18 protein-coding genes and 1 pseudogene are annotated in these 22,166 nt (G+C 65.6%); 7 read left to right on the top strand and 12 right to left on the bottom strand.

From position 1 onward, the window contains the following. Positions 1 to 95: 95 nt before the first annotated feature. The 8 genes and pseudogenes from garD to ACNJYB_RS25885 all read right to left on the bottom strand — a co-directional run bounded on the left by garD (position 96) and on the right by ACNJYB_RS25885 (position 10,255). A complete protein-coding gene (garD, locus tag ACNJYB_RS25920) occupies positions 96 to 1,637 on the bottom strand; it encodes a galactarate dehydratase (RefSeq protein WP_439369301.1) in 1,542 nt (513 codons plus the stop codon). Between the two features lie 95 nt (positions 1,638 to 1,732). Further along, positions 1,733 to 3,181, bottom strand: a complete 1,449-nt coding sequence (locus ACNJYB_RS25915; RefSeq protein WP_439369300.1) for an aldehyde dehydrogenase family protein — start codon at positions 3,179 to 3,181, stop codon at positions 1,733 to 1,735. Between the two features lie 23 nt (positions 3,182 to 3,204). Then, positions 3,205 to 4,548: a glucarate dehydratase gene (gudD, locus tag ACNJYB_RS25910; protein WP_439369299.1), complete on the bottom strand. Its 1,344-nt coding sequence runs from the start codon at positions 4,546 to 4,548 to the stop codon at positions 3,205 to 3,207. 26 nt (positions 4,549 to 4,574) lie between these two features. Then, complete coding sequence (gene kdgD / locus ACNJYB_RS25905; protein WP_439369297.1) at positions 4,575 to 5,519, bottom strand: 5-dehydro-4-deoxyglucarate dehydratase; 945 nt, start codon at positions 5,517 to 5,519, stop codon at positions 4,575 to 4,577. Between the two features lie 126 nt (positions 5,520 to 5,645). Next, positions 5,646 to 6,551 (bottom strand): LysR substrate-binding domain-containing protein, encoded by a 906-nt coding sequence (locus tag ACNJYB_RS25900; protein WP_439369295.1) that lies wholly within the window; start codon positions 6,549 to 6,551, stop codon positions 5,646 to 5,648. 122 nt (positions 6,552 to 6,673) lie between these two features. Continuing rightward, positions 6,674 to 6,844 (bottom strand): annotated as a pseudogene (locus ACNJYB_RS25895) (MFS transporter); the annotation flags it as partial. A 289-nt stretch (positions 6,845 to 7,133) separates the two neighbouring features. Further along, positions 7,134 to 9,086: a hypothetical protein gene (locus ACNJYB_RS25890; protein WP_439369294.1), complete on the bottom strand. Its 1,953-nt coding sequence runs from the start codon at positions 9,084 to 9,086 to the stop codon at positions 7,134 to 7,136. 86 nt (positions 9,087 to 9,172) lie between these two features. Next, entirely contained in the window at positions 9,173 to 10,255 is a 1,083-nt protein-coding gene (locus ACNJYB_RS25885; RefSeq protein ID WP_439369292.1) for a lysylphosphatidylglycerol synthase transmembrane domain-containing protein, read from the bottom strand. Positions 10,256 to 10,681: 426 nt separating this feature from the next. Here ACNJYB_RS25885 and ACNJYB_RS25880 point away from each other — a divergent pair, with 426 nt between their 5' ends. Continuing rightward, positions 10,682 to 11,188, top strand: a complete 507-nt coding sequence (locus ACNJYB_RS25880; protein ID WP_439369291.1) for a YciE/YciF ferroxidase family protein — start codon at positions 10,682 to 10,684, stop codon at positions 11,186 to 11,188. Between the two features lie 254 nt (positions 11,189 to 11,442). Here the strand turns inward: ACNJYB_RS25880 and ACNJYB_RS25875 are convergent, their stop codons facing one another. Then, a complete protein-coding gene (locus ACNJYB_RS25875) occupies positions 11,443 to 11,877 on the bottom strand; it encodes a hypothetical protein (protein WP_439369289.1) in 435 nt (144 codons plus the stop codon). A 64-nt stretch (positions 11,878 to 11,941) separates the two neighbouring features. Between ACNJYB_RS25875 and ACNJYB_RS25870 the strand changes: the two genes are divergently transcribed. Next, positions 11,942 to 12,523: a hypothetical protein gene (locus ACNJYB_RS25870; protein ID WP_439369288.1), complete on the top strand. Its 582-nt coding sequence runs from the start codon at positions 11,942 to 11,944 to the stop codon at positions 12,521 to 12,523. A gap of 13 nt (positions 12,524 to 12,536) precedes the next feature. Here ACNJYB_RS25870 and ACNJYB_RS25865 read toward each other — a convergent pair whose 3' ends face one another. After that, positions 12,537 to 13,880, bottom strand: coding sequence for a PLP-dependent aminotransferase family protein (locus ACNJYB_RS25865; RefSeq protein ID WP_439369287.1), 1,344 nt, complete (start codon positions 13,878 to 13,880; stop codon positions 12,537 to 12,539). A 185-nt stretch (positions 13,881 to 14,065) separates the two neighbouring features. On the opposite strand from ACNJYB_RS25865, the gene ACNJYB_RS25860 reads away from it, so the two are divergent. Further along, positions 14,066 to 14,299: a DUF1127 domain-containing protein gene (locus ACNJYB_RS25860; protein ID WP_439369286.1), complete on the top strand. Its 234-nt coding sequence runs from the start codon at positions 14,066 to 14,068 to the stop codon at positions 14,297 to 14,299. Positions 14,300 to 14,453: 154 nt separating this feature from the next. On the opposite strand, the gene ACNJYB_RS25855 is transcribed toward ACNJYB_RS25860, so the two are convergent. Further along, positions 14,454 to 14,879 carry a universal stress protein gene (locus ACNJYB_RS25855; protein WP_018642845.1) on the bottom strand — a complete coding sequence of 142 codons (426 nt, stop codon included), beginning with the start codon at positions 14,877 to 14,879 and terminating at the stop codon, positions 14,454 to 14,456. Positions 14,880 to 14,928: 49 nt separating this feature from the next. Further along, entirely contained in the window at positions 14,929 to 15,465 is a 537-nt protein-coding gene (locus tag ACNJYB_RS25850) for a SixA phosphatase family protein (protein ID WP_439369285.1), read from the bottom strand. A gap of 195 nt (positions 15,466 to 15,660) precedes the next feature. Between ACNJYB_RS25850 and ACNJYB_RS25845 the strand changes: the two genes are divergently transcribed. The 4 genes from ACNJYB_RS25845 to flgK all read left to right on the top strand — a co-directional run bounded on the left by ACNJYB_RS25845 (position 15,661) and on the right by flgK (position 22,153). Beyond that, positions 15,661 to 17,130 (top strand): NAD(P)/FAD-dependent oxidoreductase, encoded by a 1,470-nt coding sequence (locus tag ACNJYB_RS25845; protein ID WP_439369284.1) that lies wholly within the window; start codon positions 15,661 to 15,663, stop codon positions 17,128 to 17,130. A gap of 85 nt (positions 17,131 to 17,215) precedes the next feature. Continuing rightward, the gene (gene msrB, locus ACNJYB_RS25840; protein WP_439369283.1) at positions 17,216 to 17,728 is read left to right on the top strand and encodes a peptide-methionine (R)-S-oxide reductase MsrB; all 513 of its coding nucleotides are present in this window, start codon (positions 17,216 to 17,218) and stop codon (positions 17,726 to 17,728) included. A 239-nt stretch (positions 17,729 to 17,967) separates the two neighbouring features. After that, complete coding sequence (locus tag ACNJYB_RS25835; RefSeq protein WP_439369282.1) at positions 17,968 to 20,235, top strand: flagellar hook-basal body complex protein; 2,268 nt, start codon at positions 17,968 to 17,970, stop codon at positions 20,233 to 20,235. A gap of 34 nt (positions 20,236 to 20,269) precedes the next feature. Further along, on the top strand, positions 20,270 to 22,153 hold the full coding sequence (gene flgK, locus ACNJYB_RS25830; protein WP_439369281.1) for a flagellar hook-associated protein FlgK: 1,884 nt from the start codon (positions 20,270 to 20,272) through the stop codon (positions 22,151 to 22,153). The last annotated feature ends 13 nt before the right edge of the window (positions 22,154 to 22,166 follow it).

Below are 22,166 nucleotides of genomic sequence, written 5' to 3'. Positions count from 1 at the left end.
CGACAAGCCGAGGCCGGCGCCGTCGGCTGCGCCGTGACGCGTTTCTTCGCGAACCGGTATCCACTTCGCTCGAAAACGCTTTATCTAGGTCTTATCTAGGTCACCGGCGCCGGATTGAACAGCGTCAGGTCGTTGTGGATGCCCCAGCGGTCCGACCAGGGCTTGGTGCGGCCGGAGGCGACGTCGAGGATCAGGCGGAACAGGTCCCAGCCGCATTCCTCGATGGTCTTCTCGCCGGTGGCGATGCTGCCTGAATCGAAGTCGATCAGGTCCTTCCAGCGCCGCGCGAGCTCGCTGCGGGTCGCGACCTTGATCACGGGCGCGGCCGCGAGGCCGTAAGGCGTGCCGCGGCCGGTGGTAAACACCTGCAAGGTCATGCCGGAGGCGAGCTGGAGCGTGCCGCAGATGAAGTCGCTTGCCGGCGTCGCCGCGAAAAGCATGCCCTTCCGCGTCGCCTTCTCGCCGGGCGAGAGCACGCCGGTGATGGCGCTCGAGCCGGACTTGACGATCGAGCCGAGCGACTTCTCGACGATGTTGGCGAGGCCGCCCTTCTTGTTGCCGGGCGTAGTGTTGGCGCTGCGGTCGGCGCCGCCGCGCGCGAGATAGGAATCGTACCAAGCCATCTCGCGCACCAGCGCGCGGCCGACGTCCTCGTTGATGGCGCGCCGGGTGAGGAGCTGGATCGCGTCGCGCACTTCGGTCACTTCCGAGAACATCACGGTGGCGCCGGCGCGGACCAGGAGGTCCGCGGCAAAGCCGACGGCGGGGTTGGCGGTGACGCCGGAGAAGGCGTCGCTGCCGCCGCATTGCAGGCCGATGACGAGATCGGAGGCGGGGCAGGTCTCGCGCTTGCGGGTGTTGAGAATTTTCAGGCGCGCCTCGGCCTGAGTCATGATCGCATCGACGATCGCGCCAAAGCCGTCGAAGGCCTCGTCCTGCATGCGGACGATGGCGTCATTCACGCCTTCGGGCACGAGCCGCTCGGGCGCGAGCTTTTCGCAGCCGAGGCCAACGACGAGAATCTCGCCGCCGAAGTTCGGGTTCAGCGCGAGGTTTTGCAGCGTGCGGATCGGCACGACGGCGTCGGGTGCGGTGATGGCGACGCCGCAGCCATAGGCATGCGTCAGCGGCACTACGTCGTCGACATTCGGATATTTCGGCAGCAGCTCGGCGCGGATGCGCTTGACCGCATATTCCATCGTGCCCTTGACGCATTGCACGGAGGAGGAGATGCCGAGGATGTTCTTGGTGCCGACCGAACCGTCCGGATTGCGATAGCCCTCGAAGGTGAAACCTTCGAGCGGCGGCAGCGGTGCGGGGACGGCGGTCGAGATTTCCAGCTTGTCGAGGGCAGGGGCCTCCGGCATGCGGATGCGGGCTTCATCGACCCATTCGCCGGCCAGGATCGGCGAGAGCGCGTAGCCGATGATCTCGCCGTAGCGGATGATCGGTGCGTCTTGCGCGATGTCGACCAGCGCGGTCTTGTGTCCCTGCGGCACGAAGGCGCGCAGCGTCAGGCCGCAGGCAAAGCGGGAGCCGGCGGGAAGCCCGAAATCATTGACCACGATCGCGACATTGTCGCGCTCGTTGAGCTTGATGTAGCGGGGCTGCTCTTTCGCTGCGACGTCCTGGTCCATCTGCGCTTGCCTCAAGAACGGAAGAAGCCGTGTTTTCGTTCACCTCTCCCGGAGGGGAGAGGTGGGCACCTGCGCCGCGGCACGAACATCGCTCGTCAGCCCGGATACGTATAGGCCGTCTTCACGGTGGTGTAGAACTCGCGTGCATAGGAGCCCTGCTCGCGGGCGCCGTAGCTCGAGCCCTTCCGGCCGCCGAACGGCACGTGATAGTCGACGCCGGCGGTCGGCAAATTGACCATCACCATGCCGGACTCGCTGTTGCGCTTGTAGTGCGAGGCGTATTTCAGGCTGGTGGTGCAGATGCCGGAGGCGAGGCCGAACTCCGTGTCGTTGGAGATGGCGAGGGCTTCCTCGTAGTTCTTGGCGCGGATGACCGCGGCGACCGGGCCAAAGATCTCCTCACGCGCGATGCGCATGTTGTTGTTGGCGTCGGTGAACAGCGCGGGCTGCAAATAGTGACCGGGGTTCTCGCGCTTGAGCAGCTCGCCGCCGAAGGCAAGCTTGGCGCCCTCGTCCTGGCCGATCTTGATGTAGCGCAGGTCCTGGTCGAGCTGGCTCTGGTCGACCACGGGGCCGATATGCACGCCGGCCTTGAGCGCGTCGTCGACTGACAGGCCTTTCAGCCGCTCGGCCATCGCCGCGACGAAGCGATCATGGATGCCTTCGGTGACAATCAGGCGCGAGGAGGCGGTGCAGCGCTGGCCGGTCGAGAAATAGGCGCCGTTGACGGCGACCTCGACGGCGGTCTTGAGGTCGGCGTCGTCGAGCACGACCAGCGGATTCTTGCCGCCCATCTCGAGCTGGAACTTCTTCATCGGGTTCGACAGCACGCAGGCCTGCGCGATCTTGCGGCCGGTCTGCACCGAGCCGGTGAAGGAGATCGCCGCGACATCAGGATGGTCGAGCAAGGTCTGGCCGACGACGGAGCCGGAGCCGACGACGAGGTTGAACACGCCGGCGGGAATGCCGGAGCGGGTGATGATTTCGGCGAGCGCATGTCCCGAGCCCGGCACGAGCTCAGCGGGCTTGAACACCACGGTGTTGCCGTAGCAGAGCGCAGGCGCGATCTTCCAGGCGGGGATCGCGATCGGGAAATTCCAGGGCGTGATCATGCCGACGACGCCGACCGGCTCACGGGTCAGCTCGACGTCGAGGCCGGGACGCACCGAGGCGCCCTTCTCGCCGAGCAGGCGCAGCGCTTCGCCGGCGAAGAACGCGAAGATCTGGCCGGCGCGGGCGACCTCGCCGATGCCTTCCGGCAGCGTCTTGCCTTCCTCGCGGGCGAGCAGGCGGCCGAGCTCTTCCTTGCGGGCGAGGATTTCCGTCGAGACCTTGTTCAGCGCGTCGTAGCGCACCTGCGGGGTCGACTGTGCCCAGGCGGGGAAGGCGGCCTTGGCGGCGGCGATCGCCTTCTCGGTCTGCGCCTTGTCGGCCTTGGCGTATTCGCCGACGAGATCGTTGGTGTTGGAGGGGTTGATGTTCTTGGTGACGCCGGAACCGTCGACCCATTCACCGCCAATGAAGTTTTTCAGGATCGCTGTCATCTTTTTCCTCCAGGGGAACGTTTTTAACGCACGAGGCAGGGACGCTTGTCGTCGAAGGTCCAGCCGGGGATCAGGTCCTGCATGGCCATAGCGTCATCCCGGGCGCCGAGTCCATGCTTCTTGTAGAGCTCATGCGCGGCCTCGATGGCGGCGCGGTCGATCTCGATGCCGAGGCCCGGCCTGTCAGGCACGGCGATCTTGCCGCCCCTGATCTGGAGCGGCTCTCTGGTCAGCGCCTGGCCGTCCTGCCAGATCCAGTGGGTGTCGATCGCGGTGACCTTGCCGGGGGCGGCTGCGCCGACATGGGTGAACATGGCGAGCGAGATGTCGAAATGGTTGTTGGAGTGCGAGCCCCAGGTCAGGCCGTTGTCACGGCAGGTCTGGGCCACGCGCACCGAGCCTTGCATGGTCCAGAAATGGGGATCGGCGAGGGGAATGTCCACCGCGCCCAGGCGCAGCGCATGGGAGAGCTGCCGCCAGTCGGTGGCGATCATGTTGGTCGCGGTCGGCAGCCCCGTGGCACGCCGGAACTCGGCCATGATCTCGCGGCCGGAGAAGCCGGCCTCGGCGCCGCAGGGATCCTCGGCATAGGCGAGGATGCCGTGCATGCCCTTGCAGAGGCTGATCGCTTCATCGAGCGACCAGGCGCCGTTCGGGTCCAGCGTGACGCGTGCATTGGGGAAGCGCTTGGCGATCGCGGTGACGGCCTCGATCTCCTGCTCGCCCCGGAGCACGCCGCCCTTGAGCTTGAAGTCAGCGAAGCCGTAATGGTCGTGGGTGGCTTCCGCGAGCCGCACCACGGTCTCGGGCGTCATGGCTTCCTCGTGGCGGAGGTTGAACCATTCCGCCGTGCCGGTCTCGCCCTTGATGTAGTCGAGCTTGCTCTTGCTGATATCGCCGACGAAGAAGAGATAGCCGAGCGTCTCGACGCTCTTGCGCTGCTGGCCTTCGCCGAGCAGGGCGGCGACCGGCAGGCCCAGATGCTGGCCGAGCAGATCGAGCAGCGCGGATTCGATCGCCGTGACCGCGTGGATCATGACGCGAAGATCAAACGTCTGCTTGCCGCGGCCCCCGGCATCGCGGTCGGCGAAGGCGGTGCGGACGTCGGCGAGAATGTTGTTCATCGCGCCCACGGTCTTGCCGATGACGAGATCGCGCGCGTCCTGCAGCGTCTGCCAGATCTTCTGCCCGCCCGGCACCTCGCCGACGCCGGTGTGGCCGGCATTGTCGGTGAGGATGACGACGTTGCGGGTGAAGAACGGCGCATGCGCGCCGCTGAGGTTGAGGAGCATGCTGTCGCGGCCCGCGACCGGGATCACCTGCATCGCTGTGACGACCGGTGCGCCAGAAATCTCGGTCCGGGCCATCGCACAATCCTCCCTGTCGTGTTCGGCTATTCTGCAGCCTGTTGTGACGATCGTGCGGCCGGCAGCTTCTTCACCAGCGCCGTCAGCTCGGCGATTTCCTGCTCGGTGAGGTCGGTGAGCGGCGGACGGACAGGGCCGGAATCGCGGCCGATCACCTTCATGCCCGCCTTGATGATCGAGACCGCATAGCCCTTCTTGCGGTTGCGGATCGCGATCAGCGGCAGGATGAAATCCTTCAGCCCGGCGTGGATCGCCGCATGGTCGCGCTTGCGCACGGCGGCATAGAAGTTGGTGGCGAATGCCGGCACGAAGTTGAACACGGCCGAGGAATAGGTCGTCACGCCCATGTCGAGATAGGGCAGCGCGAAGGTTTCCGCGGTCGGCAGGCCGCCGACATAGGTGAAGCGGTCGCCGAGCTTGGTGTAGACGCGGGTCATCAGCTCGATGTCGCCGATGCCGTCCTTGTAGCCGACGAGGTTCGGGCAGCGCTCGGCAAGGCGCGCGAGCGTGTCGGGCTGGAGGATGGCGTTGTCGCGGTTGTAGACGACGACGCCGATCTTCACGGCGGCGCAGACCGCCTCGACATGGGCGGCAAGGCCCTCCTGCTCGGAATGCGTGAGATAGGGCGGCAGCAGCAGGAGGCCGTCGGCCCCGGCCTTTTCAGCGGCAATCGCGATCTCGCGGGCGATCGCGGTGCCGTAGCCGGTGCCGGCGAGCACGGGCACGCGGCCCTTGGTCTCGTCGACGGCGACTTTCACGACTTGCGGAACCTCGGTCGGGGTCAGCGAGAAGAACTCGCCGGTGCCGCCGGCGGCGAATAGACCTGCGACGTCATGGCCGCACAGCCAGTCCATGTTGGCGCGGTAAGTCGCCTCGTCGAAGGAGTAGTCCGCCTTGAACGGCGTGACGGGGAAGGACAGGAGGCCCGATCCGATCTTCCGGGCCATTTCCTGCGGGGTCATCTTGCTCATGGGCGCGGCTCCCTTATCGCGTGTTGTGGAGGACGCAAGAAGGCTGCGCGTCCATGCGCCGTGGTTTAGGCAACCGTTCGATGCGCGTCCAACCCAAAGCCTATATCGACCGATGCGCAATGAGCATCAATCTTCCCCCACCTCCGCGGAGGACAATTCACCGGCGATTTTGACCAGCGCGGAGAGCAGCGGATTCTCGTCCTCGCGGCGCCAGACCATGAACAGCTCGACCGGCACGCGGTTGCGCAGCTTGAGCGGCCGCAGCCGGACATCGGAGATCTTGAGGCCCGCCGCCGCCGCCGGCACGATGGCAAGGCCGAGCCCGGCGCGGACCATGGCGAGGATCGAGTGGATCTGGCTGAGATGCTGGACATAGCGCGGCAGCACGTCGGCGCGGGTGAATTGCGCCACCAGCAGATCGTGGAAGTAGCGGCTCTCATACGGCGAATACATCACGAAGGGCTGGTCGTCGAAGTCCTTGATGGTGATGCTGTCGGCATTGGCCAGCGGATGCTTCTTCGGGATCGCGGCGAGCAGCGGCTCGGCCACGACGCGGCGGCTGGTCAGTTCGGGCCGCGCGATCGGCGGCCGAAGCAGGCCGGCGTCGATCTGGCCGGAGGTCAGCGCCTCGAACTGGTCGCCGGACACCATCTCCTTCAGCGAGAAGTCCACCTCGGGCAGCCTGGCGCGGCAGGCGGCGATTAGCTCGGGCAGGAAGCCGTAGGCGGCTGCCGCGGTGAAGCCGATCTTCAGCGAGCCGGTCTTGCCGAGCGCGATGCGGCGGGCGACCTGCGAGGCGCTTTCGGCAAGCTTCAGGATGCGCCTCGCCTCCGGCAGGAAGCTGCGTCCCGCCGGCGTCAGGCGCACCGAGCGGCTGGTGCGCTCCAGCAACGGGGCGTCGATGATGTGCTCGAGCACCTGGATCTGCCGGGACAGCGGCGGCTGGGTCATGTTCAGCCGCGCGGCGGCGCGGCCGAAATGCAATTCCTCCGCCACCGTGACGAAACAGCGGAGCTGGTTGAGGTCGAACATCGATACATGCCTTAGATGGATAAGGCGTTTCCCCGGCACTTCTAGCATCGATCATCCTCAAAACAAAGACGGCGGCCGTGAAGCCGCCGTTGAGTTGCCTGGTCAAGCTCCCATGGGAGCCCTCAGGAGGAACGTTTGAGCGTCACCCGCTCGATCTTTCCGACGATGACGAGATAGGCGAAGGCGGTCACCAGCGCGTTGAGGCCGACGAACACCAGCGCGCCGTTGAACGAGCCGGTCGCAGCCAGGATGTAGCCGATCACGATCGTGGTGGTGGTCGAGGAGAGGTTGCCGGACACCAGTGCGCTCATCACGCCCCTCCTTAGAACTCGAAATGTTTCCTGAAGGCGAGTCCTAGAGGCGCGTGCGGCAAGGTGTCCAACTTCAAGGCAGTATCGATCGATGCCGTTTTTGGATTGATGGAACGGCAGGTGAGCGGAACGATCGTGAGGGTGGACGAGAGGCCAGCCCCAAGCGCGTCATTGCAAGCGCAGCGAATCCAGAATCTTTTCGCGGAGGGACTCTGATTGCTTCGCTGCGCTCGCAATGACGGCGGGGCGGGCTAGGATGTCGCCGCGTAGCCTACTGCTGCGCGCTAGGCAGCAGTTGCGGCAGAAATCCGCGCGTCACGTTTGGCGGCACGGCATCTAGGCCGAGCACCGCGCTTGCAGCTGGCAGTGCCGCGTCCGCCATGGCGGCGTGGCCTTCGGCGCTTGGATGCACGGCGCCGCCATAGACGGCGGAGAGCACGCCCCAGGTGGCGTCGTGGATGTCGGTCGGCTGGCTCGCCGCCGGCAGCCCTTGCGGATAGGTCATCGCGGCGAAATAGCTGTCATTGGCGTCGCGGATCCAGCGCGCGCGCGGCAGGTAGGCGCGGTATTCCGAGGCGCCGCGGCCGCACAGCATCGGCTGGCTCGCCGCGCTCACGATGTCAGGGTTGAAGCTCTGGCCGTTCTCGGCAAAACAGCTGCGGTCGAATTCGGGGTCGTTGCCGGAATGGGCGCAGAAGCCGTGGTCGGCGAACGCGGCCTGATGCGTGTCGACGAAGGTCATGCGGTCGGCCTCGGGATCGCGGCACAGCGCACCGCGCGTGCAGGTGGCCAGCCCCTTCAGCTGCGGCAAGAACTCGGTGTCGACGAAGGTCGAGACACGGGCAAGGCGCTGCGGATCGGCGTTGAAGGACGGATGGATGTCGAAGCCGGCGCGACCGCCGCGGCAGGGCACGCCGCCATCGGCGAGCGCGGGATTGGCGTAGGAGACATAGACCACATGCGAGAGGTCGCCGCCGACCAGCGGCTTCAGCGCCTCGCGCAGCTTGACGAAATTCTGCGGCAGCTCGCGCGTCAGCGCGTCGCGGGAATCCTCGACGCTGGCCATCACGCCGGAGCGGCGGAACAGCGCGCGCTCGGTGGCGGTGTCGACGATGACGTCGGCGACGAGGCCGGAGAAATACACGTCGTTGGCGCCGACCGACAGCAGCACGAGATCGAGCGTGCGGTCCGGCTGCCGCTTCTTGGCCGCGGTGAGCGCTTCGCGCAGCTCGGCGACCTGCGCGTTCACGCTGGTGCTGCACACGCCGGTCTTGCCGGGCGGGCATTCTCGGGCGCGCTGCGAGCCCAGGAGCCCGTCGCCGATGCTGGCGCCGGTGCAGGCGAGCGGCAGATAGGTCACGGCGATGTGGGTGTAGCGCACAGCGAGCGCCAGTGCGGTGCGGGCCTGGTAGCTGTAGAGCGAGCGATGGCAGGGCGCATTGAACCACAACGCGCTGTAGTGCTGCCAGTTGGCGAGTGTGTCCGGCGCCTCGCAGGCGCGGCCGCCCTTGTAGCCGGCGCGACTCGGCCGGTAGTACTGCGCACCGGCGGTGCCGAGATAGGAGCGGAAGCAAAAACCTTCGTCCGACAGGGCCAGCGGGCGGTCCGGATTGCCTTCGCCGGAGGCGATGCTGTCTCCTAAGCCGGCGACGAAGACGTCGCGGACCTGGATCTCGGTCTGGACGCGCTGGGTCGGGTCGGCACCGGCGGAGACATCGACGGTCGCAACCGTCTGCTTGCCGTAGCGGACACGCAGATTGACCGGCTCGGCACAGTCGAAGGTCGAGGCCTGCGGGCCGTCGCCGTCGTCGAACGACCAGGCACAGGTGGCCCCGACCGGCACCGCGCCGACGAGACGTACCGTCACCGGATGGTCGACCGGCGTGATGTAGTTCTCTTTGACGTTGTCGCGGGTGCAGGGCTGGTTGACCCGGCCCTGCAGATCGATGCAGAGCCGGTTGACCATGTTGCGGGCCCAGCCGCGCCCCTCGCTCTGCAGCTCCAGCGATTGCTCGGCGGCGAGAATGCTGCGGTTACGCGCATTCTCGACATGGAGCAGGAAGTCGCGCTCCTCGCGGAACAGGCGGAAGCGGTTGCGCACCTCCCAGGAAATCTGCATGGCGCCGGCATTTTGCGCCGCCGCGCGCGGAAGCGGCAAGGCGGTCAGAATTCCGGCAAGCAGCAGGACGCTGGCGGAAAGTGTGCGAAGGGCTACAGGGATCATGGCCCGCGTTTTCAACGGCAAAGTTGAGGCGGAAATAAGAGAGGATTGCCTCTCCGCGGGCAACCCCTCTGGGTCCAGATCGCAGCTTACCGTTTATTGGCCTGCCGCAGCAGCCGTTCGCGCTCCATCGGCGTCACCTGCTTGGGCAGATTGGCCTGGGCGCAGGCCTCCGCCAGCCGCCGCCGCTCCTGCCAGGGCTCGACCACGTTCATCCAGAGCTCGCGCGTGCCCATGATGGAGATGGCGAGCCCGAACGGGATCACGAAATAAAGCAGGCGGAACACCAGCAGCGTCGCCAGGAGCTGCTCGCGGCCGAATTCAGGCAGCGCCACCAGCATGGCGGCGTCGAACACGCCGATCGAGCCGGGCGCGTGGCTGGCGAAGCCGAGCAGCGTCGCCAGGATGAACACCACGGCGAGCGAGAGGAAGTCGATCGGCGGATTGGCCGGCATCAGCAGATACATCGCCGTGGCGCAGAAGCCGAGATCGACCACGCCGATCACGATCTGCACCAGCGTCAGCGGCGCCGAGGGCAGTACCACCTTCCAGCCCTTCTGGCCGAGCTCGCGCCGCTTCTCGCCCATGCAGAGCCAGACCAGATAGGCGCCGATCGAAGCGAGGCCACCGAGCGCGACCAGCCGGTTGAGCGACGACGGGAGCTGGTCCATCGAGGACGCGGCATCCGGATGGATGGCCATGCCGATCGAGAGCACGAAGATGTTACCTAGCCAGAAGGTCAGGCCCGACAGGAAGCAGATTTTCGCGACGTCGATCGCGTTCAGCCCATAGTCCGAATAGATCCGGAAGCGGATCGCACCACCGGTGAACACCGTGGCGCCGATGTTGTGGCCGATTGAATAGGACGTGAAGCTGGAGAGCGCTGCGATGCGATAAGGAACGTGCTTCTTGCCGATCGTTCGCAGTGCAAAAAAGTCGTAGAAGGTCAGCGTACAGAACGCGAAGAAGACGCAGATCGCCGCCAGCCCGATGCTGCCGCGGGGAATCTCGGTTAACGCGGTCAGAATCACACCGGTATCGATGCCCTTGAGGGTCCGCACCAGCGTTGTGATCGCGAAGGCGATGATGAAGACGCTCGCGGCAATTCCGAGGCGCCGCCAGCCAATCCATCTCTTGAAGCCGCGTTTCAGCGCGGGCAGCAGTCCGTGCATTCATCCTCCCGGCGGGGGGCAAGACCGACCCGGCCGGGCATTGGCCAGTCGGGCGCGATCGTTGCCGAAGGCAGTGTCGATCGCTGGATATGATCCAGCTCATTTAAGGCAAAAACGGTGACTTGTGCAGCCCTTGACAAGGACAGGTTCTGCGCCAGAGCAGCTACTTTTGTCATATGCGGTTCACATCGGGCGCGCGTTAAGCATGTGAGTCGGCAGATCGGCCCGGAACGTACGTTCGCATGCCGCCACGATCTCTTATCGTGCCGCCGCCTGCATTGTTCCAGCTCAAGCGATGCACGTTTTTTACGGAACGTCGATGCCGGGCGCTCGTTAGGTCCCGATCAGCAATCGAACACGGCGGAATAAGCGGCTTTCGTGCAAGCCGGTGTCGCCGTGTTCCCGAAACCCGAGAGGATTGGAACGATGGGACTGTTCACAAAGGACATCAAGACCATGAACGATCTGTTCGTGCACCAGCTCCAGGACATCTACTACGCCGAGCAGCAGCTCACCAAGGCGCTGCCGAAAATGGCCAGCAAGGCCACCGATCCGCAGCTGAAACAGGGCTTTTTGACGCACCTCGAAGAAACCAAGCAACATGTCACGCGGCTCGAGGAAGTGTTCAGGATGCATGGCGTCGCCGTGAAGGCAGTCGACTGCCCGGCGATCGACGGCATCATCGAGGAGGCCGATGAGACCGCCGGCGAAGTCGCGGACAAAGCGGTGCTCGACGCCGCGCTGATCAACGCGGCGCAGGCCGCCGAACATTACGAAATCGCACGGTACGGCAGCCTGATCGCCTGGGCCAAGCAACTCGGCCGCACCGACTGCGCCAGCCTGCTCGCCAAGACGCTGGAGGAGGAGAAGGCGACCGACAAGAAGCTGACGACGCTTGCCGAGAGCAAGGTGAATTTGCGCGCGGCGAGTTAACGACGTTTAGCTGACGAGCGCCGCGCGGTGGTCCGCGCGGTGCGCTGTTTCACCCTTGATCCGCTGTCATGCCCCGCGAAGGCATCCAGTACTCATATTTCGTTTGCACAATTTCCGTCGCCGAGTACTGGATCGCCCGATCAGCATGCGCGTGGGCACCATCGAATATAAATCTCTGGACGACGGAGCCGGCGCGCGGCGTGCCGGCTCGCGTCTTGCGGCGTCCCGCGGCTGCGCGCCTCGGCGTAAAGGGGTTAGCCCCGGCGCAACGCGAAGTGCGCGCCGCAAAACGCCATCACGGCGCCGAGGCACAATGCGGCAAGCCCGGCCAGCACGCCGGAGACGGTCGGGATCGGGCTCGGCGCCGAGGCGACCTGGCCGGCACCGGCAAGCAGGAGCACGCCGACCGCGATCAGGAATTGCCGCATGCGCTGCGGGATCTGGCCCGAGACGGCGCTCTGCATCAGGCTAGCGGTGAAATACCCGCCTGAGAAGCCGACAGTTGCGATCAGCCACCAGGCCATCGCCGCGCCGGCCGGCATGAACTCATGCGTGTCGGAGCGCCAGAGGCCGCCGAGGTCGAGCCCGTAGCGGGCGCCCAGCATATGCACCGCGAGCGCGAGCAGCACGCCGGAGATCATTGCGGCGCCGAGAATCAGGTGACGCGGAAAAAAAGTCGTCTCTGCCATGCCTCGCTTGTAGGATGGGCGGGGGCGATCGCGCAAGCGGATCGCGGACGGGATTGATTTCGAGATGCAGGTTTCCGAAGCCGGGGCGGCCACGAGCTACGCCTACAAGGCGTCGCTGATCGGCTCGGCGCATCGCTTCGAGTTGACCGAGGAGGGGCTGTCCTGGCACATCGGCGGCCGTTCGGGCCTGTGGCGCTATGACGAGATCGTGGCGATCCGGCTGTCGTTCCGCCCGGTGTCGATGCAGCAGCACCGCTTTCGCGCCGATGTCAGCCACAGCGGCGGCGGCCGCATCGCCATCCTGTCGACGAGCTGGCAGACCGCGGCCCTGATGGCGCCGCAGGACAATGGCTTTCGCGATTTTCTCATCGAGCTGCATGCGCGGATGGCGAAAGCGGGCAGCCGCGCCGAATTGACCGCAGGTCTCGGTCGCAAGAGCTATGCGGCGGTGCTGGCGTTCCTGGCGATGCTCGCCGTGGCGATGGCGGGCCTTCTGATCCGCGCGCTCATGATCGGGGAATTCGCCGGCGTGCTGTTCATCCTCGGCTTCGCGGCGCTGTTCGCCTGGCAGGTCGGCGGCTTCGTGCGGCGCAACCAGCCGCAGAGCTACAGTTTCGATCGCGTGCCGAAAGCCTTGCTGCCTTAGTTCTGGCGGTCGGCTACTCCGTCGAGTCGAAATCCTCTTCCTTGGTGCCGAGCAGCGACACGATCGTGCGCAGGCCGGAATCGAGTTGCTCCGGGGTGGGCGGGGCTAGCGCGAGCCGCACCGCGTTCGGTGCATGGCCATGCGCGATCGCGAAGGTCGACGAGGGCGTCAGAGCGATGCCGCGCCTTGCTGCTGCGGCGACGAAGGTCTGCGAGCGCCAGTGCGGCGGCAGCGTCAGCCACAAATGATATGCGCGTGTGTCGGCTGCGACCTGGTAGCCGGCGAGCAATCTTGCCGCGGTCTGCTGACGGCGCGAGGCATCGATGCGTTTCAGCCGCGTCAGCTCGGCGACGGTGCCGTCGGCCATCAGCCGCTGGCCGGACGCGAGCGCGTGGCCCGAGGCGATCCAGCCGCCGGTGCGGACCGCACTCATCACGCTCTCGCGCAAGTGAGGTGGTGTGACGAGGATGCCGAGCGCGAGCCCCGGCGCGACCTTCTTGGAAAGGCTGTCGATCACGATGCAGCGGTCCGGCTCGAGCGCGGCCAGCGGCGTGTCGTCGGCAAGGAAGCCGTAGACGGCGTCCTCGATGATGGTGAGATCGAGCTTCTCGGCGACGCGCATGATGTCGGCACGCCGCGTCGCGTTCATGGTGACGCCGAGCGGGTTCTGGATGATGGGCTGCAGATAGAGTGCCGACAGATGCGCCTCGCGATGCGCCTTCTGGATCGCGTCGGGCCGCGCGCCGAATTCGTCCATCGGGATCGGCACCAGCGTGATGCCGAGCCGCGCGGCGATGCTCTTGATGTAGGGATAGGTCAGCGCCTCGACGCCGCAGCGTCCGCCGGTGGGGACAAGCGCGGCGAGCGCGGCCGCGAGCGATTGCTTGCCGTTGGCGGTGAAGACGATCTGCTCGGCCTGCGGCGTGAAGTCCTTGCGCGCGAGATAGGCCGCGGCCGCGTTGCGCGCGCTCTTGGTACCGGTGCTGGTCGAGGCCCGTAGCGCGGATTCGAGCGCGTCGACGCGCTCGAGGCCCGCAAGGCTCTTGGCGATCATCGCCCATTGCTGCGGCAATAACGGATAATTGACCTCGAAATTGATCCGCGCATCTGCCGGCTCGCGGATCGTCTCGACTTCGCGCCTGACGTCGCCGGAGATGAAGGTGCCGCGGCCGACCTCGCCGACCACGAGGCCGCGGCGGAGCAATTCGGTATAAACACGGCTCGCGGTCGAGACTGCGATGCCGCGATCATAGGCAAAATTGCGCTGCGGCGGCAGCCGGTCGCCGGGCCTTAACGTGCCGTTAGAGATATCCGCGGCAATGGCATCGGCAAGCTTCACGTACTCGAACTTGGACATTATTGCACCGAGAGCAATGTTTCACTTGCTCGAGGAGTGTACTGGAGCATTTAAGTTCCATCAAGTTCCGCGATTGAGCCGAGGGGAGCGAGAGCAATCCGAGGGCAGATGAGGTGCAGGCGCTGACCGCGTCCGCGCCAACGGCACGTGCTTCGCCGCGCGGAACGATACGCCGGAGAAGAAACATGACCACGATCTCGCAAACTGCCGGGCGGAGTTTACGCCCATCCTCGAGCGGATTTTTTGCAACGCTCGCCACCGCCGCCTACGCGCTGTTCGACCGCCTGGAGCGCCGCTCCGCCATCAAGACCCTGAACGAGCTCGACGACCGCGCCCTGCGCGACATCGGCATCAATCGCAGCCAGATCGAGGACGCCGTCTACGGGCAGTTCAAGGCCGAGCTGTCGCGGTATCTGTGAGCTGACTGTCACCACGCCCGGCAGATCCGGGCATGGTGACGCACAACCTCTCCGCGTCGTCATTGCGAGCGCAGCGAAGCAATCCAGAGTCTTTCCGCGGATGCATTTCTGGATTGTTTCGCTCCGCTCGCAATGACGGAGCCCGGTGCACCCCTCAGTGCCTGACCACCAGCACCGAGCACTTGGCATAGCGCACGACGTGCCCGGCGTTGGAGCCCAGGAAATAGGTGCGCATCGCCGGCCGGTGCGAGGTCATCACGATCAGGTCGGCCTTCATGTGCACGGCTTCTTCCAGGATCTCGTGGTAGATCCCGCCCTGGCGCACCACGCTGGAGATGCGAGCAGGCTCGATGCCGGATTCGCGTGCGACGATGGCGAGCGCCTCCTCAGAGGTCTGGCGCTGCTGCTCGTCGAAATCGGCCGGGACGTATTCGGCCAGCATCACCGGCGTCATCGGCAGCACGTTGAGCAGGCGCACCGTGCCGCTCCAGGTCTGCGACAGCGTTGCCGCGGTCGCGATCGCCGGCTTGGCGAGATCCGTGTCGGCGAGGTCGATGGGCACGAGGATGGACTTGAACATCTGCGCCTCCAGTCTTCCGGTCAGGACGTCTTGCCGGCACGTCGCGCGATCAGCCCGATCGAAGCAGCTTGGGGCTGACGAACAGCACCAGCTTGCCGCGGCGGTAGGCCACGTCCCCCCAATCCTTGACGTCAAAGTCGAAGATCGCAAGCCCCGCCGTGGGCAGGTTGTGGGCGAGCGCCTTGGCACCGGCGTGATCGCCGCCGCCGATCAGCATCAGGGCGATCTCGTGCATGCCGGGATTGTGGCCGACCAGCAGCAACCGCTTCGGATCGGCGGGAATCGTTGCGGTGCGAATGGATTCCAGGATCTGCGCGGGATCGGCGCCGTAGAGTTCGGGCAGGACCTCGACCTGCGGCGCCGCGACGCGGTCCTTCATCGTCGTCCAGGCGATCTCCCAGGTCTGCCGTGCCCGGACGGCATGCGACACCAGCACGGTATCGGGGAAGGGCGGATGGCTGGCGATCCAGTCGCCCATCTGGGCGGCATCCTTGTGGCCGCGGTCGTCGAGGCGGCGATCCTGGTCACGGCCGCTTGGCGCGTCAGTCTCAGTCTTGGCGTGACGCAGCAGCATCAAACGGCGCATGGCATTCTCGAATCGTTCCACGTCCTGGATAATCTACAGGCGCCGGTTGAGGACAAGGTGACAGGCGCCCGGTTGCACCGTTAAAGCGCGATGAAGTCAGAACAAATCGTCATCGCGATTTAAGTTGTTGTTTTCAGCATGATCTTTTCGGAAAACCGCTGCACACTTTTCCGGATCATGCTCTAAGAAAACGACATGAGCGAGACTTTCACAAGCGTGTCCCAGGACGAAGCCGGCTTCCGCGAGCGCACACGGCTCTCATTCGAACTCGACGCCGACATCTGCGTGATCGGAGCCGGGCTTGCGGGGCTCTCCATCGCGCTGGAGGCGGCTCGGCTCGGGGCCAGCGTCGTCGTGCTCGAGGGCCGTCATGTCGGCTGGAATGCCTCCGGCAACCAGCTCGGCACCGTGATGCCGGGCTTTGCGCTGCCGCTCACAGAGCTGATCGAGCGCATCGGTCTCCAGCACGCGCGCGAATTGTGGGCGCTCTCGAAGGAGGGGGCCGAATTCGTTCGCGCCAACGCCACCGAGGAAAACATACCGGGGATTGCCCCGAGCGACGGCGTGCTGGAGGTCTCCAACGTCGATGCCGGCGACCGCCTGATCAGCCGGCTGCAGATGCTGAACGAGGATTTCGACACCGAGGTCGAGGGCTGGCAGGTCGATCGCGTCAGCGAGGCGCTGAAGACCGAGCGTTACTTCCACGGCGTGCATTACCCCAGGGCGTTCCAGGTCGACGGCCGCAAATATGTGCACGGCCTAGCGGCACTGGCGCGGCGGGCAGGCGCCCGCATCTTCGAGGACACGCCGGTCGTCAGCATCGATCATTCCGGCATCCGCAAGCGCATCGTCACGCCATCGGCGCGGTTGCGCGCCACCCACATCGTGCTGGCCGGCAACATCCATCTCGGCGCGCCCTTGCGGCGCCTGTCGGAGACGCTGCTGCCGGTCTGGCGCTATGCCGGCATCACCGCGCCGCTCGGCGAGCTCCTGCACGAGATCATCGCCTTCAAGGGATCGGTGATGGACTCCGACGGCGTCGACCATTTTCGCATCGTCGATGGCGACCGCCTGATGTGGGAGAGCCCGGAGACCACCTGGGCCGTGCGACCGCAGCGTTTTGCAGGCAGCATCAAGCGGCGCATCCGCACGATCTTTCCCCAGCTTGGCAACGTCGAGATCACCGAGACGTTCGGCGGCGCGACCGGCCAGACCGTGCACGGCATGCCGCAGATCGGCCAGTTGCGCAAAGGCCTGTGGGTGGCGAGCGGGTTCGGCCGCCAGGGCATGAACACCTCGGCGATGGCCGGACAGCTGATCGTGCGCAGCATTTTGTGGGGCGATGAACGCTGGAAGCTGTTCTCGCCGTTCGAGCTGGTCTGGGCTGGCGGGGCGACCGGCCGTGTTGCCGGCCAATTGGTCGGCATCTGGGGCAGGGCAAGTTCCGCCGCCGCGGGCTCGCTGGCCCGCTACCGCGAACGTGCCAGGGTCAAGGACAGGAAGCGCGAGGCCCGTCTGGCCGAAGCCAACCGGGCCGCCGGCACCGGACCGCGCCGTCCGCCGCCGGGGGTGCGGCCGCGGCCAGCGCCGGCGCCGGAACATGCGGCCCAAGACGTGAAACGGGCTGCGGAACCGGCTGTCCAGGACGAGGGCGTCTCGCAATAAGTTGAGAAATCCTCCGCCCGAAGTGTAACGTCGGCCATTAGAGCCCGTATCTCAGGGCGTGGACTCCCCGCGCACGGAGAATGATATGTTTGACCGCCGCATCCTGCTGACGACTGTGGCCGGCCTGTTCGGCCTTTCGGCCTTCCGCTGGCTGAGAGGATCACCTGCCGAGGCTGGCGAGAAGGCCGCGGAAACGTTCGAGATCACCAAGACCGAGGCCGAATGGCGTGCCCAGCTCACGCCGCAGCAATATGAGATCCTGCGCAATCACGGCACGGAGCGGCCGGGCTCCAGCCCGCTCCTGAAGGAGCATCGCAAGGGCATCTTCGCCTGCGCCGGCTGCGACCTGCCGCTGTTCTCGTCCGAGACCAAGTTCGAGAGCGGCACGGGCTGGCCGAGCTTCTACCAGCCGATCGAGGGCAATGTCGGCAAGACCGAGGACCGCACCTACGGCATGGTGCGCACCGAGGTGCATTGCCGGCGCTGCGGCGGCCATCTCGGCCACGTCTTCGACGACGGTCCAAAGCCGACCGGATTGCGCTACTGCATCGACGGTTTCGGGCTGGTTTTCCACCCGGCTGCGGCGTCGGCGACGTAAGGGCCTTTTATTTGACGCGTTTTCTTCACGCGAATCGGTGCCCACTTCGCTCGAAAACGCTTTGGGATCCCGGCAATTGTTGCCGGCCCGGCAATTGTGCCCCGGTCATCTGACCGGGGCGTTTCTATTTAAGTCATTGATTTGCTGAAGATACCCGCATTGGCATGGCCCTTGCGACTGTCTCTTCCGACTGCGGCCATGGTCGACCGGCCGCCGGGATCGGATTTGGAGACAAAGTTATGGGTATCTTCGATGCAATGAACACCTCGGTGGGTGGCCTGCAGGCGCAGTCTTATGCGCTGCAGAACATTTCCGGCAACATCGCGAACTCCTCCACCACCGGTTACAAGGGCATCGGCACCAGCTTCGTCGATCTCATTCCCGACGCCTCGGTCCCGAGCAAGCAGGTCGCGGGCGGCGTGACGGCCAACGCGAAGGCGACCATCACCACGCAGGGCACGATCTCGTCCTCCACCGTCGCTACCAACATGGCGATCACCGGCGACGGCTTCTTCTCGATCCAGAAGGCGACCGGCGTTGTCGACAACTTGCCGCAGTTCAGCGGCGTAACCCTTTACACACGGCGCGGCGACTTCCAGCTCAATGCCAACGGCAACCTGGTCAACGGCGCCGGTTACTATCTGATGGGCACCACGGTCGATCCCAAGACCGGCAACCCGACCGGCAACGTGGCGACGGTCCTGAAATTCCAGAACAACTTCATCCCGGCGCAGGCGACGACCTCGATCCAGTACGCCGCGAACCTGCCGAGCGTGCCGAACACGGCGGCGAGCTCGACCGCGGCCAGCGGCACGCTGCTGGCGGCCGGCGGCCTGAACCCGTCCGATTTCGCCTCCAACCCGCTGATCGTCGGCACGCCCCCGCCGCCCTATACGAATGCGACGATCTCGGGTGCGGCGGCCACCGGCAATCTGCGCTCGGCCTATACGGCAACGACAGCGACCGGCTCGGTGGCGCTGCTGGACAGCGCTTCGGCGGCGGCAACCGGCGCGACGTCGCTCGATTCCGCCGTGTCCCCGCATCTGAACACCAGCCTTCTCACCAACCTGGCCGGCAAGACGTTGACGGTCAACGGCCAGACCATCAACTTCGACGCCACCGTTTCCGGCGCCTCGACGGTCGGCAGCACGACCACGATCGGCCTGCTCTCGCCGACCGGCGCAAAGATGTCGGACATCCTGAATGCGATCACCCTGGGCGCCGGCGGCGCCCCCGCCACCGCGACAATGACGGCCGGCGGCAACATCCAGATCACGACCAACACCACGGCCGACATCACGATCGGCGGCACTGCGGCAAGCTTGCTCGGCGTCAGCAGCGTGACGCGCGGCGGCAACGTGCTGTCCACGCCCGCGATTACGAGCGCCACACAACTCGGCGGCACCGCCACAGCCGGCGGGCCGGAAGTCCTCTCGACGCCTTTCGTGGTCGGCAACACGATTCAGGTCAATGGCACGGCACCCGCCAACACGATCACCTTCGTGGCCTCCGGTGCTGTCGCTCCGAACCAGATCAACATCACCGACGACATCGCGACCTTGCTCCAGAGGATCGACACGCTCAGCGGTGCGAGCGGTTCTTCGATCAGCAACGGCGTGATCACCCTGAATACCGGTATCGCCAATCCCACCTTGACGGTGACGAGCAACAACAGCACCGCCTTCGCGGCGCTCGGCTTCACGTCATCCATCTCCAAGAACCGCGGCGGCGGCGGCACGGCCGGCACCGGCACCGTGATCGGCAACGACATCGCGACCTTCACCAAGGAATCGATCAGCGGCGGAGCGGTCACCGCCTACAACGCCGCGGGCACGCCGGTGAACCTGCAGCTGCGTTGGGCCAAGACCGACAGTGCCTCGCTGGGGACCGGCCATTCCGACACCTGGAACCTGTTCTACCAGACCGATCCGAATGCGACCGGCACGACGGTCGGCTGGGTCAATACCGGGCAGGCCTTCACCTTCGCCGCCGACGGCTCGCTGACCTCGCCGAGCGGCTCGGGCGTCACCATCAACAACGTCAGCGTCAGCGGCCAGCAGCTCGGCTCGGTCGCCTTCAACATCTCCTCGGGCGGGCTGACGCAATATGCCAGCACCAGCGGCGCGGTGACCATCAACACCATCACCCAGAACGGCTACGCCGCGGGTCAGCTCCGCTCGGTCGCCGTCAACAACAACGGCCTCGTGGTTGGCACCTTCTCCAACGGCCAGAACCTCGATCTCGCGCAGGTCTCGCTGTCGCACTTCAACGGCACCAACTACCTCAAGGCCCTCGACGGCGGCGCCTATGCCGCGACCGAGCAATCGGGACCTGCGATCGACGGCGCTTCGGGCACCATCAGCGGCTCGTCGCTGGAAGGCTCCAACACCGACATTGCCGATGAGTTCACCAAGCTGATCGTGACCCAGCAGGCCTATTCGGCCAACACGAAGGTGATCACGACGGCGAATTCGATGGTGCAGGACCTCCTGAACGTGTTGCGCTGATCGGCGCATGATGTAACCAAAGGCGGCTAGTGACATGGGTTTGAGTTCAGCCCTCGCCAGTGCGATGAGCGGTCTGCGTGCCAACCAGGCCGCGCTCTCGATCGTCTCCTCGAACGTCGCGAACTCGCAGACGCCGGGTTACGTCGTCCAGAAGGCGAACCAGATCGAGGTCACCACCGGCGACTTCGGCTCGACGGCAATGACGACCGGCGTCAGCCGGGAACTCGACACCTATGTGCTGAACCAGTTGCGCACCGAGACCGGTGGCAGCGGTTATGCCGACCAGATGGCCAATATTCTGAAGCAGCTTCAGAGTGTGTATGGCACGCCCGGCAATAACGGCACGCTCGAAAGCGCGCTGAACAAGTTCACCACCGCGCTGCAGGCGCTGTCGACGAGCTCGGGCGCATCGTCGGCACAGACTGTAGCGCTGGCCGCGGCGCAGGCGCTGGCGCAGCAGCTCAACGTCGCCACCAAGGGCATCCAGTCGCTGCGTTCCAACGTCGAGCAGGATCTCGGCACCTCGGCGCAGGCGGCCAACGCAGCGATGCAGAAGGTCGCCGACATCAACACCAAGCTCCAGGGCCTGTCGGCCAACGATCCTTCCGCTGCGACATTGATGGACCAGCGCGACCAGGCCATCAACACGCTGTCGAAATATGTCGACGTCCGCGTCACCACCGACGGTTCGAACCAGTCCAACATCTACACCACAACCGGCATCCAGCTCGTCGGCGCCGGGCTCGCCTCGCAATTCACCTTTGCCTCGGCCGGCGCGCTGTCGGCGACCTCGCTCTACAACAGCGATCCCGCCAAGTCCGGCGTCGGCGCATTCAACGTCAGGCTGCCGAACGGCTCGCAGATCGACGTCGTCGCCAACAATGTGGTTTCCTCAGGCCAGATCGCGGCCGACCTGAAGCTGCGCGACCAGACGCTGGTGCAGGCGCAGACCCAGATCGACCAGCTCGCCGCGACGATGTCGAGCGCGCTGTCGGACAAGACCACGGCCGGCAGCAAGGTCGCGGGCCCGCCCGCCGGGTTCGACCTGGACCTTGCCGGCGCGCTGCCGGGCAATACGGTCAACATCACCTATACCGACACCGCGACCAATACCCAGCGCCAGATCACGCTCGTCAACGTGACCGATCCGGCGGCGCTGCCGCTCCAGAACGCCACCAACGCCAACCCGATGCAGGTTGGCGTCAATTTTTCGGGCGGCATGGGTGCAATCGCCTCCGCGCTCAATACCGCGCTGTCAGGCTCGCACCTGACGTTCTCCGCGGCGCCGTCGCCGGCAACGGCCACGACGCTGCGGGTCACCGACGACAACAGCGGCCTTGCCAAGGTCAATTCGGCCTCGACCACCAAGACGATTTCGTCGCTGACTTCGGGCAGTCCGCAGCTGGCGGTGTTCACCGATGGCGGGCAGGCGCTCTACACCGGTACGACCACGGCATCGGGTTCGCAGATGACCGGTCTTGCCGGGCGCATCGCCGTGAACACGCAGCTGGCCAGCGATCCCACGCGGCTGTCGGTCTACAACACCTCGCCGGTGACGCCCGCCGGCGACACCACGCGTTCGGACTATCTCTATTCGCAGCTCACCAATGCGGTGTTCTCCTATTCGCCGGCGACCGGCCTCGGCTCGGCCAACCAGCCCTTCACCGGCAGCGTCTCGAACTACCTCCAGCAGTTCCTGAGCATCCAGGCCAACGCCTCGACCCAGGCCACGCAGCTCCAGCAGGGCCAGAGCGTCGTCGTCTCGACGCTCCAGGCCAAGTTCGACTCGACCTCCAGCGTCAATCTGGACTCGGAGATGTCGAACCTGATCCAGCTCCAGAACGCCTATGCCGCCAACGCCCACGTGATGTCGGTGGTGCAGAGCATGATGAACACGTTGATCCAGGCTCAAAGGTAACCGGTACAGGGCT

Source organism: Bradyrhizobium sp. SMVTL-02, from assembly GCF_051853005.1.
Lineage (GTDB): Bacteria > Pseudomonadota > Alphaproteobacteria > Rhizobiales > Xanthobacteraceae > Bradyrhizobium.
The sequence above is the reverse complement of the archived record's forward strand: the minus strand, read 5'-3'. Positions and strand labels throughout refer to the sequence as shown.